The organism is Devosia sp. J2-20 (genome assembly GCF_055808475.1).
This window is the reverse complement of the sequence record NZ_CM147870.1, coordinates 932,000-949,014: the sequence shown is the minus strand read 5'-3', so window position 1 is coordinate 949,014 and position 17,015 is coordinate 932,000. Positions and strand designations below refer to the sequence as shown.

The 17,015-nt window shown below is 58.6% G+C and carries 13 protein-coding genes and 1 pseudogene; 4 read left to right on the top strand and 10 right to left on the bottom strand.

Annotated features, from left to right (window positions below):
- Window positions 1–62: 62 nt before the first annotated feature.
- The 7 genes from AC0L37_RS04610 to AC0L37_RS04580 all read right to left on the bottom strand — a co-directional run bounded on the left by AC0L37_RS04610 (window position 63) and on the right by AC0L37_RS04580 (window position 6,908).
- Window positions 63–1,007, bottom strand: a complete 945-nt coding sequence (locus AC0L37_RS04610; RefSeq protein WP_282221861.1) for an N-acetylglucosamine kinase — start codon at window positions 1,005–1,007, stop codon at window positions 63–65.
- A complete protein-coding gene (locus tag AC0L37_RS04605) occupies window positions 1,004–1,675 on the bottom strand; it encodes an N-acetylmannosamine-6-phosphate 2-epimerase (RefSeq protein ID WP_282221862.1) in 672 nt (223 codons plus the stop codon). Before AC0L37_RS04605 ends, AC0L37_RS04610 begins: the two co-directional genes overlap by 4 nt.
- Window positions 1,672–2,535 carry a carbohydrate ABC transporter permease gene (locus AC0L37_RS04600; RefSeq protein WP_212657260.1) on the bottom strand — a complete coding sequence of 288 codons (864 nt, stop codon included), beginning with the start codon at window positions 2,533–2,535 and terminating at the stop codon, window positions 1,672–1,674. Before AC0L37_RS04600 ends, AC0L37_RS04605 begins: the two co-directional genes overlap by 4 nt.
- Window positions 2,532–3,452 (bottom strand): carbohydrate ABC transporter permease, encoded by a 921-nt coding sequence (locus AC0L37_RS04595; RefSeq protein WP_282221863.1) that lies wholly within the window; start codon window positions 3,450–3,452, stop codon window positions 2,532–2,534. The genes AC0L37_RS04600 and AC0L37_RS04595 overlap by 4 nt, the downstream gene beginning before the upstream one ends.
- A 72-nt stretch (window positions 3,453–3,524) precedes the next feature.
- Window positions 3,525–4,763: an extracellular solute-binding protein gene (locus AC0L37_RS04590; RefSeq protein WP_212657258.1), complete on the bottom strand. Its 1,239-nt coding sequence runs from the start codon at window positions 4,761–4,763 to the stop codon at window positions 3,525–3,527.
- 54 nt (window positions 4,764–4,817) lie between these two features.
- The gene (locus AC0L37_RS04585) at window positions 4,818–5,888 is read right to left on the bottom strand and encodes an ABC transporter ATP-binding protein (RefSeq protein ID WP_212657257.1); all 1,071 of its coding nucleotides are present in this window, start codon (window positions 5,886–5,888) and stop codon (window positions 4,818–4,820) included.
- A gap of 171 nt (window positions 5,889–6,059) precedes the next feature.
- A complete protein-coding gene (locus AC0L37_RS04580) occupies window positions 6,060–6,908 on the bottom strand; it encodes a MurR/RpiR family transcriptional regulator (RefSeq protein ID WP_269368967.1) in 849 nt (282 codons plus the stop codon).
- 226 nt (window positions 6,909–7,134) lie between these two features.
- Between AC0L37_RS04580 and murQ the strand changes: the two are divergent.
- The 4 genes and pseudogenes from murQ to treY all read left to right on the top strand — a co-directional run.
- A pseudogene (gene murQ / locus AC0L37_RS04575) lies at window positions 7,135–8,037 on the top strand (N-acetylmuramic acid 6-phosphate etherase); the annotation flags it as partial.
- 46 nt (window positions 8,038–8,083) lie between these two features.
- Window positions 8,084–9,118, top strand: a complete 1,035-nt coding sequence (locus AC0L37_RS04570) for a serine hydrolase domain-containing protein (RefSeq protein WP_282221865.1) — start codon at window positions 8,084–8,086, stop codon at window positions 9,116–9,118.
- 93 nt (window positions 9,119–9,211) lie between these two features.
- Window positions 9,212–10,279, top strand: coding sequence for a DNA topoisomerase IB (locus AC0L37_RS04565; protein ID WP_473314452.1), 1,068 nt, complete (start codon window positions 9,212–9,214; stop codon window positions 10,277–10,279).
- Between the two features lie 107 nt (window positions 10,280–10,386).
- A complete protein-coding gene (gene treY / locus AC0L37_RS04560) occupies window positions 10,387–12,642 on the top strand; it encodes a malto-oligosyltrehalose synthase (RefSeq protein ID WP_282221867.1) in 2,256 nt (751 codons plus the stop codon).
- Between the two features lie 16 nt (window positions 12,643–12,658).
- On the opposite strand, the gene AC0L37_RS04555 is transcribed toward treY, so the two are convergent.
- From AC0L37_RS04555 to AC0L37_RS04545, 3 genes are all read right to left on the bottom strand, one after another.
- Window positions 12,659–13,801 (bottom strand): GNAT family N-acetyltransferase, encoded by a 1,143-nt coding sequence (locus tag AC0L37_RS04555; RefSeq protein ID WP_282221868.1) that lies wholly within the window; start codon window positions 13,799–13,801, stop codon window positions 12,659–12,661.
- Window positions 13,798–14,787 (bottom strand): sterol desaturase family protein, encoded by a 990-nt coding sequence (locus tag AC0L37_RS04550; RefSeq protein ID WP_212657250.1) that lies wholly within the window; start codon window positions 14,785–14,787, stop codon window positions 13,798–13,800. The genes AC0L37_RS04555 and AC0L37_RS04550 overlap by 4 nt, the downstream gene beginning before the upstream one ends.
- A 120-nt stretch (window positions 14,788–14,907) precedes the next feature.
- Window positions 14,908–16,770: a heparinase II/III family protein gene (locus tag AC0L37_RS04545; RefSeq protein ID WP_473314448.1), complete on the bottom strand. Its 1,863-nt coding sequence runs from the start codon at window positions 16,768–16,770 to the stop codon at window positions 14,908–14,910.
- Window positions 16,771–17,015 lie beyond the last annotated feature (245 nt).

Genomic DNA, 17,015 nt, shown 5'->3' with positions numbered 1-17,015 from the left:
GCCCGGCGTGCGGGCCGCAGGCTTTGAGAACCGCAGTACAGACCGAAGTTCAGATCACGCCGTCATCCCAAGGCCGATTTAGCCGCCAGCACCTGCGCCCACATCCCCTGCTCTTCAAGAGGCAGTCGTGCAGCCGAAAGAGCCGCATCCGCACTGACCTGTCGGACCTCAAACCCGACTAGCGCGCTCGCCACCTGTTCGCCGATGCAGGGATGCAGCGTGAGTACGCCCCCGACCAGTGCGATCGGGCACTTCTGCGTGCGAGCAATCAGCGCATGCGCCAACTGTGCTAGCTCTGACCCGGCGTCACGTAGTATACCCAGCGCCGCGTCATCGCCCTGCTCGGCCGCTTTGCCAACGGCCACCGCCAGCGTGCCGATCACCCCGCGATCATTGCCATAAACAAACTGGCGCACCGCATGCCAGTCGTCTGAACCGATAATGGCAAAGACCGCATTGGCCAGTACCGACATATCCGCAAACGAGCCAGTGTGATCAAGACACCGATAGAGCTGGTCCAACGCGCGGAGCGCAATCCAGCTGCCCGACCCCGCATCATCAATCAGTATGCCGCGTCCGCCCACGCGCACGTAGCGCCCATCCGCACCGATATGAAGGCCAATCGAGCCGGTCCCTGCGGATACCAAATGCCCCTCACCGGGCGCGAATATCCCGGCATAGGTCAACGTCATGTCATCGGCGATAAGGCTATGCTGGCTACTAATGCCAAAGCTGTCAGTCACCAATTGGGTCATCTGCCCAAACACTGCCGCCCCGTACCCCGTCAGGCCAACAGTTACGAATTCAGCCGCGAGCCCCTGCGCAACGAGCGCCCCGGCAATCGTGGAAAAGGCACGAGTAAGCCGCTCCCGCTCCGTCGGATTGAACAAGTGCCCGGTAGCACCATTTGCTTGCCCCCGTGCAATGATCGCGCCGTCCTGGTCACAGGCAACCCAGCGGCTGGCAGTACCGCCAACGTCAATACCCAGATGCACCAATTGGCTCACGCCGGCACACCGGCGGCGACGAACTGGCGGGTTATTTCACGCGGATTGGTGATCATGGTCCCTACCACTACGGCGTGGGCTCCTGCTTCAAATGCCTGCCGCACCAGCGCTGGCGTGTTGTAGCGCCCCTCGGCAATAACCGGTATCGGCAAGCGGGTCGCAAGGGCTTCAACGAGGGCCAGATCAGGCTCCTGATTTGCTGATTGGGTTGCCGCAGTATAGCCCGACAACGTGGTCGCAATATAGGTAGCGCCGCAATCGGTAGCCGCTCGCGCCTCTTCCAGATTGGACACGTCAGCGAACACTGGAACGCCCAGTTCTTGTCGGATGCGGCGGATCAGTGCCAGTGCCGGCACACCATCGCGCGGCCGTGTGGTGCAATCGAGCCCGACAATATCTGCGCCAGCAGCCACCACGGCCTCGGCAGCAGCAAAGCTGGGCGTGATGTAAACCGGGTATTCATCCGAGAAGATTTTGTGAATGCCGATTACGGGCAGGCCCGCCGCCTTGACCGCGGCGATGTCGTCCGGCCCGTTCGCGCGGATAGCCACGGCGCCGCCATCGCGCGCAGCCAGAGCCATCGCCCCCATGAAGGCAGGACCATGCAGGGGGTTGTCGGCCCGCGCCTGGCAGGAGACGATCAACCCGCGAGGCAGGCTGATTGTCATTTGATGGCGCCGGAAGTCATGCCAGAAATGAACTGCTTGGAAAGCACAATATAGATCAGGATGATCGGTGCTGCTGAGAGCGTCAGCCCAGCAAACAACACACCCCAGTCGGTGGTGTACTCGCCCATGAACGTCGTCAGACCCTGTGGCAACGTCTTGAGCGCATCGTTCTGGATAAACACCAGCGGGAAGAAAAAGTCGTTCCAGATCGGCACCACATTCTGGATGCCGGCAATCACCATCGCGGGCCGAACCAGCGGCAGCATGATCGACCACATGATACGCGCTTCGCTCGCCCCATCCATTCGCGCCGCATCTTCAAGTTCATTGGGCAGCGTGCGGATAAAGCCGGTCATGATGAACACGGTCGATGGCAGACCCATCGCCGTATAGACGAAGATCAGCGACAACTGGTTGTTCAGAATACCCAGATCGCGCATCAACATGAACAGCGGGATGATGGCCAGTTTGAGTGGTAATGTCAGCCCGGCAATAAAGAACATCAGTATGAAGCCAGCCCCCCAGAACCGGTAGCGAGCCAGCGCATAGGCGGCCATTGTGCCCAGCGTCAGGATCAACGCCATCGAGGCACCAGTCACCACGAATGAGTTGAACAGATAGCGCAGGAAATTGGTCTGCGTCCAAATCTTGATGAAATTCACCAGATTGCCGAAGTCCGGCACGCTGAATGGTGACTTGAATATCTCCGGCGTCGATTTGAAGGCCGAGAACACCATGATCAGGATCGGCACCAGCATGATGAACGTGTTGGCCACAAGAATGATCTGGATCAGGCCGTCGCGGCCCAACATCCCCAGAATGCCCTTGCGGTCCTGATAATTGGTGGCTGCCACGCTCATAGCTGGATCTCCCGGGCACGCAGTCGGACGGTGACCACACTGGCAACAGCGGCGATGAAGATGAAGATCAGCACGGCAAGCGCACTACCCAGGCCGAAGTCCTGTTGGCCGGACGACACATTGCCGAACGCCGTGCGGTAGAAATACAGCCCCAGCACGTCAGTCGAGCCATAGGGCGAACCATCCAGCCCGGCCATGATGTAGGGGAGCTCGAACCAGTTGAAAGCGCCCACAAACAGCAGCACGAACACCACCGTGGCACTCGGCGCCACCAGCGGCCAGACGATCTTGGTGATCTTGACCCATTCGCTGCGCGTCTCCATGCGCACGGCATCGAGCATTTCGGTGGGAATGCGCTGCATGCCAGCCAGGAATACCAGCGTGGGAAAGCCGAGCATGTGCCAGGCATTGGCAATGATCAGTCCCCATAGCGCCGTGGATTCCTGACCCAGCCAGGGCTGCGCCAGTTCCGGCAGCCCGACCCCGCGCAGCGTAATGTTGAACACCCCGAAAAGCGGGTGCATGAACAGCTTGAACAGATAGCCGACGATGATGGTCGACAGCACTACCGGCAGGAAAACTGCGACGCGGTGAAAACGGGCGCCGGGCAGCTCGCGCCACAGCGCATAGGCGAGAAAGAATCCCAGCCCGTTCTGCAGCACCATCAGGGCAATAAACACCTGAATATTGTGCGCGAATGCGTTGCGGGTCCAGCTGGCATAAGGCTCGACGAACAGGACCTGGTGGAAATTGGCCAGCCCGACAAACTCGTCGCGCAACAGGCCCTGCCAGTCAAAAAAGGCAAAGGTGAAGGCCGACACAATTGGATAAACAACGAACAGCGCGACGAACGCCATTGGCGGGACGATCAACGCCGTGATCCACAGTCCACGTCCGGTCATGCGCAGTTTGGGCATATTCGCTGCAGCTCCAGTGAGGGCATATGCCCTCCCCCACGCGGGGAGAGGGCGAGTTGTGAAAAACCAGACTTACTTCTGGAACGGTTCGTACCAGGTCGCCAGACCTTCGGTCAGTGCAACGCCGATCTCTTCAGGCGTGACCTGATCAGCCATCAGCTTCTGCACTTCCGACTGCAGCAGCACGGAACCGGAAGGCTCACCGAAGCGGAAATGCACCAGCATGATGTAGGGGATCGACGACTTGTTGAGGTCGGCAACTTCCTGCAGCAGGGCATTGTCGAAGCTGACATTGGGGATAGGCGAAATGTTGTTGAGCGAATTGGCGAAAGCCTGCCCGAATTCCTGGCTCGCGAGGAAGTTCAGGAACTTCATCGAAGCTTCCTTGTTTTCGCCAGCAGCATTGGCAGCGTAGCCACCATCATAGAAGACGCCAACCAGCTTTTCATCGTCAGCCGACAGACCGGGCGCTGCGAACACGCCAAGATCCAGATCGGGGTTCTGACCCATGAAGTTGGCAAGCTCGAACGACCCACCGGCAAACATCGCCGCCATGCCCGAGCTGAACAGCTGCTGGCTTGATGCATAATCCAGACCGACAAAACCGTCCGGGAAGTACGCGCTGACTTCCTTGAGCTTGGTCAGTGCTTCGACATAGCGTGCATCGGTGAAGTCGGCATTGCCGGCAGCCAGGTCCTCATAGAAATCCTTGCCGATGATTGAAGACGTCAGCGCCGAAACGATGGTTTCATTCTGCCAGGCGGTTGCTGTGCCATTGGCAAAGGCGAACATGCCGGCGTCTTTGACGGCCTCAGCGGCGGCCATCATCTCGTCCCAGGTCTGAGGTTCAGACAAGCCAAGATCAGCGAAGATCTGCTTGTTGTACACAACCAGCATGGTCTGGGACGCAAATGGCACAGCGTAAAGCTTGCCATCGGCACGCACCGATTCCGCGGCCAGCGCTGCTTCAGGGAAATCGGCCAGCGCTGGAATGGCGTCGGTGGTCAGTGCCTCAAGGTAGCCCGACGTTGCAACGTTTTCCAAACCGCCATAGGCGCGAACCATCATCAGGTCGGGGCCAGTACCACCAGCCAGAGCTGTCGCCAGAATGGTGTTGTAATTGGTAGCTTCGAAGGTCTCGAAATTGACCGTGATACCTGGGTTGGCCGCTTCGAAAGTATCGATAAAGCTCTCGTACTGAGCCTTGTCCTCCTGCCGCCAGCTCCAGAACGTCAGATCCTGGGCCAGACTTGGGCTGGCGATAACCGCAGCTGCCAGAGCCAGGCCGATGCGCATGGTATTTGCTCGCATTGTGCTAGTCCTCTCCTGTTTCGTATTGGTTGTTCGGATGATCATGCCCGCGTCTTAGACGGGTAACCGTCGGCCATCCTCGGCGGAAAAGTAATGTATCGCGGCGCCCTCGCAGTTCAGACGAACGGCAACATCGGGCTCATAAATATCGTTGGGGGCAGTGCGCACACCGACCAGCGTGCCCTCGGGCAGCCGCACGTAAACAAAAGCGTTCTCACCCAGATATTCGGTATAGACCACGCTGGCCGACACGCCCGGGCTGCTCAGATCACGGCTCAATTGCCAGGCGTCGGGTCGCACCCCGATTTTGAGCGGACCATCGCCGCCTGCGGGCAGTTCGTCGACGCTCAGGCTCTCGCCGCCATCAATCACCAACTGATTGCCTGTGCGCTGCACATCGACCAGCGACATCTTTGGAGAACCAATAAAGCTGGCGACAAACACATTTGCCGGCGTCTCATAGAGCTCGCGTGGCGTGCCGACCTGTTCGATGCGGCCAAGATTCATCACCACGATCCGGTCGGCCAGCGTCATGGCCTCGACCTGATCATGGGTCACATAGATCATCGTGCCGCCAATCTGGCGGTGCAGCCGGGCAATTTCCAGACGCACTTCAGACCGCAGCGCGGCGTCAAGATTGCTCAGTGGTTCATCAAGCAAAAACACTTCCGGCTTGCGCACCAGGGCGCGGCCGATAGCAACGCGCTGTCGTTGCCCGCCGGAAAGCTCGCGCGGTTTACGCTTGAGCAGTTCGTTGAGCCGCAACATTCGCGCAGCCTCGGCAATCCGCGCCTCGACCTCGTCCTTGGTCAGTCCCATCAGGCGCGCGCCGAAGGCCATATTCTCATACACGTCCATATGCGGATAAAGCGCATAGGACTGGAACACCATGGCAATGCCCCGCTGGGACGGATGCACATCGTTCATCTGCCGGCCATTGAGCACGAACTCGCCGTCAGAAATCGGGTCGAGCCCGGCAATCAGACGCAACAGGGTCGACTTGCCACACCCCGAGGGCCCCACAAACACGACGAACTCGCGATCGCCGATCTCGAGATCAATGCCGTGCAACACATCCGTGTCATTGAAGCGCTTCTTGATGCCGCGGAGCGATAGTTGAGCCAAGATGCCTTCTCCGAATTATTGGGGGACGCGCAGCACGCCACCACACTGACCGCCCAAATGCGAGCCGCCAATTTTGGAATACTAAATTCCAATAATTTGCCATGTCAAGAATATATGATCACAATCGAACGTCAACGCCATAAGCGCAAACAGCCCACCTAAACCGTCGGGTCAGGCCTTGAGGACCGTCACGGCGGCTTCACTGCGATGGATGTAGTCGTGTGAGTCTTCCTGGCGTCGCAGCAACAGGATGAACAGCAGATCAATCAGCATCAATTGGGCATCACGCGATGTGATCGCCGACGAGCGAACCCGCTCCTCATCAGCCACGGTATAGAGATTGATATCTGCAATATCGAGCAAGGGGTTGGGCTGCAGTCCGGTAATGGAGATGACGGTCGCGCCCCGCGCCTTTGCCAATTCTGCGATCTTCACGATTTCCATGCTGGTGCCCGAATAGGACAACGCCACCAGCAGATCCGAAGTGTTGAGCGTCGAGACATTGGCGATCTGGATATGATTGTCGCTGTCCAGCAGCACCGTCCGTCCCAGCTTGAGCAATTTGTACGAGAAATCGCGCGCCACCAGAGAGGACGCGCCGACACCTGCAAGCTGGATACGCCGGGCCTGAACCAGAATATCAAGCGCCTGGTCGATGGTTTGCTCCCCGTTGGCTGCCGAGGTCTCGCGCATCGACAGCAGCTTGCTGCCAATCAACTTTTGCATGATCGTCATATAGCTGTCGCTGGCGTCAATCGTGCCGTGAATGATACCAGCGGGCGCCTGCCACTCCTGCGCCTTGGCCTTGCTGACCGCCAGCTTGAGCTGCTGATAACCGCCATAACCCAGCTTCTGGCTGAACTTGACGACGCTGGACTGGCTACGCCCAGTCGCCTTGGCCAACTCTGCTGAAGAAAGTCCCAGCATGCGCTCGGGATTATCAATGATGAACTGCCCGATCTGCCGATCCGCCTGTGTCATGGCCTCGAGCTGGGCAGCAAGGATTTTCAGAATCGACATTTCTGGCTCCACGACTTCACAGCAGGCACAAACACAACGCTCAATCCCGACTTAGCGCACCTGGCTGCGTCCATCCATCAGCAACATCTTCATTTGCCGCCCGACAGGCCCAATGGGCGTAGCGCCCATCTAACAACCAGAATAATTTCGGAATATATTATTCCATGTTTCGTTGACATATGGAATACTCACTTCTAGCATCTGCGCGAATAGTGAGTGATGACAAATGGCAAAAAGCGCCCTCATTGCGGAACTGGGACACCTTGTCTCGGAATCGCGCAATTCCGACACCATGCAGATCGATCTGATGTCGAGCCGGCAGATTCTCGATGCCATGAACGCACAGGATCGGGGCGTACCCGCCGCGGTCGAAAAAGTCCTGCCCGAAACGGCCATAGCCGTTGATCGTATAGTCGAGGCGTTCAAGGCCGGCGGTCGTCTGATCTATATGGGGGCCGGCACCAGCGGACGGTTGGGTGTACTCGATGCATCGGAGTGCCCGCCCACTTTTGGCGTGCCGCAGGGCATGGTGGTAGGCTTGATCGCAGGTGGCGACCGCGCCCTGCGCTTCCCTATTGAAGGCGCCGAAGACAGCCCTGATGAAGGCCGCCAGGATTTGCAGCGCGTGAATCTTACCGAAAATGACGTCGTTGTCGGCATCGCCGTCAGCGGCCGCACTCCATACGTCATCGGCGGGCTGAACTATGCCAGTCAGGTAGGGGCCACTACGGTGGCGCTGTCCTGCAACCCCGACTCCGCCATTGCCCGGCTTGCTGACATTGCCATTTCCCCGGTCGTCGGCCCCGAGGCCGTCACCGGCTCGACGCGTCTCAAATCCGGAACGGCACAAAAGCTCATCCTCAACATGCTGACAACAGCAAGCATGATCCGCATGGGCAAGACCTACCAAAACCTGATGGTGGATCTTTCGGTCAGCAATCAGAAGCTGGCCGCGCGTGCTACCCGAATTCTCGTCGAGGCCACTGGCTGCACGCCCGACCAGGCAGAGCACTACCTGGAGCTCAGTGAGTACAATGTAAAATTGGCGATCCTGATGGCTTTGACCGGCATGGAGCGCCCCGCGGCCGAATCCGCATTGCTCGAAGCAGACGGATTTCTACGCCGCGCGGCCGGGAAACCCATCCCAAATTGGCTGGCTGACCAGTCAACACGCCATGGCCACCAAACAGCCTCAACACTGCGACGGCGAACTGCAACAGCAGTTCGACAGCGCCTTCACCCTGCTCGAGAGCGCCGTCGATAACGGCCGGATCCCCGGCGGTGTGCTAGGCGTGACCGATCTCAAACTCGGTTGCACCGCGCGCGCAATCGGCATGGCGGCACTAAAGCCCGACAAGCGGGAGATGCAGCTTGATACCTGGTTCGACCTTGCCTCGCTGACCAAGGTACTCTTTACCACACCGCGCATTCTGGCCCTGCATCACGCGGGCCGGATCGATCTTGATGCCCCCCTCACATCTGTCATTCCTGATCTGCACCAACAGGTGCCCGATGCGTGGCAACGACAGATCACGTTCCGCCAGTGTCTCGGACACCAGACGGCCTTTCCCGGTGTGTTTCCGCTCTACACCTATGGTCTGGAACCGCAACTGCTTCGACATTTCGTCCTGCAGCGTGATTGGCCTGTTGGTGCTGCGGGATATTCAGATATCAATTTCATCCTGCTCGGCATCGCCCTTGAACGTCTTGAGGGCAAGCCGATACGCGCCCAGGACCCCGGTCCGGGCTTTGCCTTTGCGGCCGACCCGCAACACGCCGCCGCGACTGAATACTGCCCATGGCGACAGCGTATCCTGTGTGGTGAAGTTCACGACGAAAACTGCGCGGCACTTGAGGGAGGCGGACATGCCGGTCTGTTCGGCTCCATCACCGCGGTCATGAACCAGGCCGAGGAATGGCTCCGGCGCGCTCAGACCGAGCATCCGATCGTGGGTCTGATGCGTCAGCCCCTTTCCGACACACGCACCCATGGCTGGGAGCGCGCGCATGTCGGCTGGTCCGGCGGCGACCGTACGTCCCCGGCAACCATCGGTCACACCGGCTTCACCGGCACGGGCCTATGGATCGATTTCGAGAACCAGCGCGCATGGTCTCTCCTCACCAATCGCGTTCACCCAAGCCGCCATGTCGACACCGGCATCGCTGAACTGCGCCGCGCCATTGGCGACGCTCTGAGCGCCGTTCGCTGACGAACACCGCAAAGTCATCGCGCCAAGCCTGCTCCGTGGAACTTCACCCCGCCTTCTGGATTAAGTCGTGGCTCACGCTGCTCAGGCCCACAGATGACAATCTCATCCACATCGACCAATTTGCTGCCAAGACCGCATGATCATGCCGCCATCGCGTCACTGGCCTATACATCCGATGAGAATGATGGCTTCTCGCGCCGTCGCCGTGGCAAGGGCTTTCAGTACCGCGATGCGGCTGGCGACAGCATCACAGATCCGGGCACTGTTAAGCGCATCCAGGCGTTAGGCATTCCGCCAGCATGGACCAATGTCTGGATTTGCCCGGAACCATCAGGGCACCTGCAGGCGACAGGTTATGATGCGCGTGGCCGCAAGCAATATCGCTACCACCCGCGCTGGACCGAGGTCCGAGATGAAGCCAAATTCGCCGGCTTGGCCGAGTTTGCCCGCGCCCTTCCTGACCTCAGAGCCAGGGTGGAAACCGATCTTCGCCGTCGCAACCTGTCACAGCAGCGCGTCGTCGCCTCAGTGGTCTGGCTACTCGATCACACCATGATCCGTATCGGAAATGCCGCCTACTCCCGCGACAATAAAAGTTTTGGGCTCACTACCCTCCGAGACCGTCACGTCAATATTGAGGGCGACAAGCTTCGCTTCGTCTTTCGCGGCAAGGCCGGCAAAAGCTGGAACATTGACCTGATCGATCGTCGCATGGCGCGGCTGGTTCGCAGTACACAGGACCTGCCAGGCCAGAACCTGTTTCAATACCTCGACCCGGACGGCGACCGACATACCGTGCAGTCTCAGGACGTCAATGCCTATATACGGGAGGTAATCGGCGGGGATTTCACCGCCAAATATTTCCGTACATGGGGTGGCACCACCCGGGCTCTATCCCTTTTTGGCAAGGCGCCTTTGCCGCAAACGAAACGCGAGCAGACTATTACCGCCAACGCATTGATTGATCAGGTGGCCAATCATCTGGGCAACACGCGCACCATCTGCCGCAAGTGCTATATTCACCCGCAAATCCCCACATCATGGTCAGCGGACACGCTGAGGAGCGAATTGGGCAACCGACGCATAAAGCAGCCGCCAACCGGCCTCGACGAAGAGGAGACGCTGACCATGCACTGGCTCAAGCGGCAAGCGAGTGGTTGAACCTCTGATGCCGCGTTTGGCATCTCATTGTCCACGGCGCATGATCAGCAAGGCCGTATTCAAAGTCCGCCTCCTAGCCCTCAACGTCTTTCCATAGGCGGTCTGCAATGATTGACCCAACCCCGACCGCGACCTACCGCATCCAGATGCGCGGCGGCACGCGTTTTGCTGATATACAGAGCCGTCTCGATTACTTCTGCAAACTGGGCATTTCGCACCTTTACCTGTCGCCCATATTTGCGGCCAACGCTGGCTCTACTCACGGCTATGATGTCATCGACCCCACCGTGATCGAGGCAACTCTAGGTGGCCGTGACGGCTTCCAAGACCTAGCAAATGCCGCACACGCTAGTGGACTTGGCATCATTCTCGACATCGTACCCAATCACACCGCATTCAGCCTGGAAAATCCTTGGCTGCGCGACGTCTTGCAGCACGGGCAGGCGAGCCGCTACGCGTCGCATTTCGACATCAACTGGTCAGTGGGAACTTTGGCGCTGCCCTTCTTGCCCGAGCCCTTTGCAGCCATGCTTAATGCCGGTCGTTTCTCGGCCCAACATGGAAGTTGGGTGTTCGACGACGTCAAAATCCCCTTGGCCGCTGATGGGCCACAACAGGCCTCGTCGACCGAGGATCTCCTGGCCCTACACGCGCTCCAGCATTGGCGGCTCCGGCATTGGGAAACCGAGCGCGACAGCATCACCCATCGTCGCTTCTTCAACGTAACAGGCCTGATCGGCATGCGCGTAGAGGACGCTGAAGTCTTCCGCGACACCCACAGCCTGATTGTCAACTTGGTCAAGTCCGGCTACGTCGATGGTTTACGGGTCGACCATATCGACGGCCTCGTCGACCCCAAATCCTATCTCGACCGACTGGCCCGGAAACTGCCTGATACCCCAATTTGGGTCGAAAAAATCCTGGTCGGACAGGAGAGCCTCCCCGAGAACTGGCCGACCGCAGGAACCACGGGCTATGAAGCAGGCCGCCTGCTCACGCGCCTGTTGACCCATCCAGATGCCATCGACACGCTGGATGATGCATGGCGCCAATCAACAGCCATCAGTGAGGATTTTTCGACGGCGCTATCGCAGGCCAAGACTGACATTTTGTTCAACGAACTTGCTGCCGAACTGCATCAGCTCATCGCACTAGGTACCGCAGCTTTGGCTGATGATTCCGACGTCGAAGCGGGCCCCGAGAGTCTACGAGAGGCAGTAATCGCCCTGCTCACCGGCATGTCGCGCTATCGCACCTATATTGACGATAATGGTGCCAATCCGCTGGATCACCAATTGCTCGCGGACATTGCCGATAAAGCCCGCCCCGCCCTGCGCTCACCCCGCGTTCTCGATCACCTCATTCAGCACATGCTAACGCCAGCCAATGGGGAACACCGGGCGTTTGCTCTGCGCTTCCAACAGGTTTCAGGTGCCTTGCTGGCCAAGGCGCAGGAAGACACCGCAGGCTTCCGCTGGACGCGCTTTCTGGCGGGCAATGAGGTTGGTGCAGAGCCTGATGACATCACCGTCACTGACGCAGAAGCGAACATTTTCCTGGCTGCGCGTCGTCCATCGGACATGAATCTCACGTCAAGTCACGACACAAAACGCTCCGAAGATGCCCGCACGCGACTGGTCGCGATCAGCCATCACCCGGCAGAGTTTGCGCATCTGGTTCAACAGGCGCGTCAGTTGGCCCCAGAGGACGGCGTCACACCGGCATGGCAGTGGTACATCACCCAATCCACCCTTGCCATCTGGGGTGCTGAGCCGCACGCATTGCAGCAGCGGCTCGCCGAGCATATTCGCAAGGCGATGCGCGAAGCCAAGCAGACTACGTTTTGGACGCGACCGGTCGACGCCATCGAAAACCCGGCCATCGACTTCGCTGCTGCGCTTTGTGAACACTGGCGAGACACCCGGCCCGTTGAGCTTGATGTCCTGCTTGCGACGGGAGATGCCCTGAGCCTCACTCAACTCGCCTTGAAGTGCTTGATGCCGGGCTTTCCCGATATTTACCGGGGCTGCGAGGCGCCCTACTACACCTTGACCGACCCCGACAGCCGCTTGCCGGTCGACTGGTCAAAACTTGAGAGCGTCGCCGAAACTACCGGCTTTGCCGGCGACAAGGCACGGCTGACCCGAACCCTGCTGAAGCTAAGAAAAATCGAACACGGCTTTTTCGCCAACGCCCGAGCTGAAGTAGCCACTGACACCAATCGAATCCGGTTCACGCGGGCAACGCCGGATCGCACCTTGGTGCTCGAACAGTCCCCGACGCCGGCAACAATAAAACCGGATCAGATCTGGCGCAGCACCTATGCCGGGCACACCCTGACCATTGGCTGGCAAGCTCAGTAGAGGTGCGAGAATCCTGTTAGGCTGTGCCTGATCCATCGTCTTTTGTGAGTGAACGATGCGCCCGCCACTTCGCGATCCTGTGCCGGACGATATCGCCCAGGAGAACCCCGCGCCCCAGAAGTGATCCTGGAGCGATAAGCGTGCTCAGACGCACGGCCTGAGTAGCAAAACGCGACTTGAACGCCTCAGCACCGCATAGGAAATCCACTACATGGTACCCATTTTCAAACGCCCACATAATGTAGTCGTTCATCAATAGCGTGCCAGGCGAAAGGCGTTCGAACGCCGGATCATAGGTTGTGACAAAGGCCATTAGACTACGGTGTTGTACGAAATTGACCGAGATCGCGACGATCAATCCATCTAGTTCGAGAACGAAGATGCGCAACACACCAGCCTGCGCCATGGCGTCGACCAACGCAGCGAGCGTCTTGTCTCCGGCCTCAAACAAAGCAGAGCTGTGCCCACGAGCATCCATCCACTGTCGCTTCAGCGCTGAGAGACGTTCCAGCACAGGTTCTACCGCTTCGTCCGCATCAAGCAGACGAAAACGCAAATCCCCCAGCTCTGCCATGGACTTTTTGCCACGCCGGTAGTTCTGGCGAGGTTTCTTTGACTGGCTTTCAAACCAGGCGTTTCCTGTGGTCCACTCCCCGCTCACCCGGTGGCTGATTTCGCTGCGATGGTTGGGGACGAGTCGGACCACCCCGCCACGCCCAGACATCGCCTGCATCTGGGCCGTGGGCAAAAGGCGATTGATCAGGGCAATGTCAAAGCCGCCCGATGCGGTCAGTTGATCCCACAACACGTGCAGTGCTTCTGGCGCATATCCCGGCGCGACAAGGACATCTTCATAGTCGCTATAGCTGTTGGCCGCCCATTCAAGGAACCTAAGCCCGCGCCGTTTCTGCACACAGAGCGGCATGATGGCTTCAAGACGGTCCCCATTCCAGACCACCCCGATGCGCAACTCCCAAAGGTCAAGATCCGAAAGATTGTGCCACCAGCCAGAAATCCATGCATGGCTCTGAAATATCAGCCCGTCGGTCCGAGACCACAAAGCATCCCAGGCAGGGCCGATCTCAGCCAGCCGCGCAGCCTCGGTCACGACCTCGATGGTTTCAGCGCGAACCAGCCCGTTCGGCGCATGCAAATTCACGGCTGACCGCCCTTGATCGGAGCTTCAGCGCGTGGGCGCCGGAAGCGACGGAAAATGACCCTGCCCATCTTTTTGAGCGGTAGGATGTAGAGACCGAATAACGACTGGTATTCATGAGCATCACGATCCATCAGCCCGAACTTGAATTCCTCGTCCGGCTCGGGGACGTACAGAGTGCCGAACATCCGGTCCCAGAATGAAAACAGCAGGCCGTAATTCTTGTCGTAGTGCCGCGGATCGACACTATGATGCAACTGGTGCCAGTGCGGGCACAACACGACATTGTTCAGCGGTCCAAACGATATCTTGAGATGGGTGTGACGAACAAAATCCATCATCAGAATGTTGCGGATCACATAGACATTAATGCCAAAAATGGTCACCTCGACCGGGTCCAGCGCGACCAGGGTCCAGATACCAAAGGCAATGCCGGGGATGACACCGTCCCACATACGGTTCATCAGATCGTCCAAGGGATGCACGCGGTCCTTGGTTATTCCCACCATGACTTCGGCTGAGTGGTGAACCTTGTGCAACTCCCAAAGCACCGGAAACCGGTGCTGGGCTGCGTGGTACAGATAGTAGGATATGTCATAGGCTAGCAGCATGGTGATCGTGAAGACGATGACCACGACAGGTCCGGGGGCATCGCCCAGTACCGGCGCATGAATGTCCAGCAGCGCGCCGAGTCCCTGATTGGTGGCGAACGCGACAGCGGAAACGAAGATCACACCCGATGGAATGAGCAGAAATGGCATCAGCAACCGCTTGGTGATCCAGAAAAGTGCGTCTGCGCGCGCCGATGGATGTAGGATTACCTCTTTGGGAAGGGCGAACTCGAAGAAGTCGGCAAAAGACTTCTTTTCGACCGTACGCCAATAGGCCCACAACGCACTCCCTAGTGCCGTGAGGAGCAACAAACCGGCAGTGGCCAAATTCTCGACGGTGAGCTTGTCCATCACCTTGGCAAGGAACTCATTGATCATTTCAACACCGTCTCCCGAATGGCTTTGCAGGACATCGACAGGCGGCGTTTGAACACCACTTGTGACCCGTTCTCAATGCCAGATCAGGCAGCCCAAGACCCCTTAATTACTAAAGCTTAGTTAATGGTCGAGAACACGCAGAAAGGATTGAACACCGGCGCTATCGACTTCGCCACGCCAGCAAATCCGCGCTGCCGGCACCTTCACGCCGAAGCCCCGCGAAACCCAGCCACCCTGCCCCGGTGCATCCCCACCTGACTGGATTGTAATGGCATCATTGGGCAGCTCAATTCGCAGCAATGCCAGGCCACCACGGCTCACTGTCACTACCTTTCCGAACTGTTGGCTAACCAGCCCAGGCGCCAGCTGAAAAACAATCTCGGCCTGCTGCGGCGTACCGATCAGTCGGTCAGTAATGACTATCGCCTGACCATCTCGCAGCACCTCGCGGCGGTGTCGCGCGCCGAACCGGCGTTCATAGCCATTATGTTCGGCGATCAGTGACCAATCCGTACCCGTGTGGCTCTCGACAAGCCAAGCTCTGGCCTTGTGTGACCAATTGAACGCCCCGGACATGACACTCTGGCTCTGCTGACCAAGGTTGAGCGTATTGTGGGCAGGTGTCGACCGGAACCAGTCTCGCCACGCCCCGCCTGACCCATAGAGATACGTCCCCGGATCAACCAGTACCGGCTGCCCATCAACCTCCAGAGTAATGGCCAGAGCGTCAGCATGGCCATGCGCGGCGATCGACAAATAGCCCAGAGGCCCATGATCGAAGCGCAACACTGCTGCGTGGTTCGCCATCTCTCCACGCCACACAGAGAGACCGCCAGCAGAAAAAACCCGCAACCCATCAGGTGGCGAGAATACATCCGCCGGACGGCCAAACACCAGAGCCCGGAAGTCGTCAGCGCGATACCAACCGCTTTTGCGATCCACAAAGCTGGCAATGACCGAGGCAACTGAGGCCAGATAACTGGCTTCCTCGCCAAGGCTCACAACACGCCCTTCATCATTGTCGCCGTATTCCCCATTGAGCCCGATCCAGCCGATAAAATCAGCAAACGCTCGCAGCCTCTCCAGCGCTCTGGCGGGCAGTTCTGTGCCCGCTTCCCGCTCAGCCATCGCAGCAGTCAGGACCAGTTCTGCCGTGAAGGCAGCATAGGTTGGCGTTTGCTCGGCACCTGCGCCATCAGGCAGAATCTGCTTTTCAAGTTCACCCAGCAGATGCGTCCAGGCCCACCCAGTGCTTCTCCCCAATGCCCGCTCTATCAGAACTTCACCTGCCAGCTCCGCTACCAAATGATTGTTGGCCGAGGAGAAAAGGGAGGGAAACCGCGGTAGCCAGAAAGCGCTAGCCGATAGGATGTCTCCCGCTTTCTCTCGCACGCCAGAACTTAGTCGATCTCCGATCAAACTCAGCGTCAGAATGATGCTGATCGCGCGCAGTGCGACCTCAATCCCTGACGCCCAACCGACGCCGCCAAAAGGCGGGTTTGCCTCGTACCAGCTTGTGAGAACGGTCTCGATCGTGTCCAGACTCTGGGCATCCTCTTCCAGCACATGCTGCGCCGCCAGAACGGGCAGGAACTGCAGCCTGTTGATTTCCCAAACGTATTTGATATCGCCCCTGCCGCAGCGATGACGGTAATCGATCGCGAAAGCATACTGGTCGCTTTTGGGCCAATGGGTTTGCGTTATTGGATCAAGCCGCCATAGATCGGCAGAAAATCCTATGTGGGCTGGGCGTTGGGGCCAGTTGGCTCCCAGTGCCGAATAATGGCCCGCCAAAATGTCACTGGCAGCTTGCGTGATTGCCTGTCGCTGCGCTGGCGTGGCCGCAAGGACCCGCCCTTTCAACCTTGGCATTACCGGATGCAGGCGCGCGCCCTTGTATCGCGACCATCCCTGATGGAGGTGCCTTGAAGTGAACTTACGGCTCTTCTCGACCACCCGATGCAGTATCTCGGCGGCGTCCATGCTGCGCAGGCGATTGATGTACCAGGATAGCGTCATCGGATGTCCGGTGTTTCAACCGTCATACACCAAAAGCCCAGAAATCTGCGTCATCGGCGCTACGTTTTCGCAGTCATGGGTTAACATCACGCGAGGTCCACGGGAGTGCAGCCATGAAACGTGTTGGGTTGGTGTTGATCGCAAGTATTGCGCTGACGGGCTTCAGCCGGGCAGAGCCGCTTCAACTCGCCCGCGGTGTGGGCGTACAC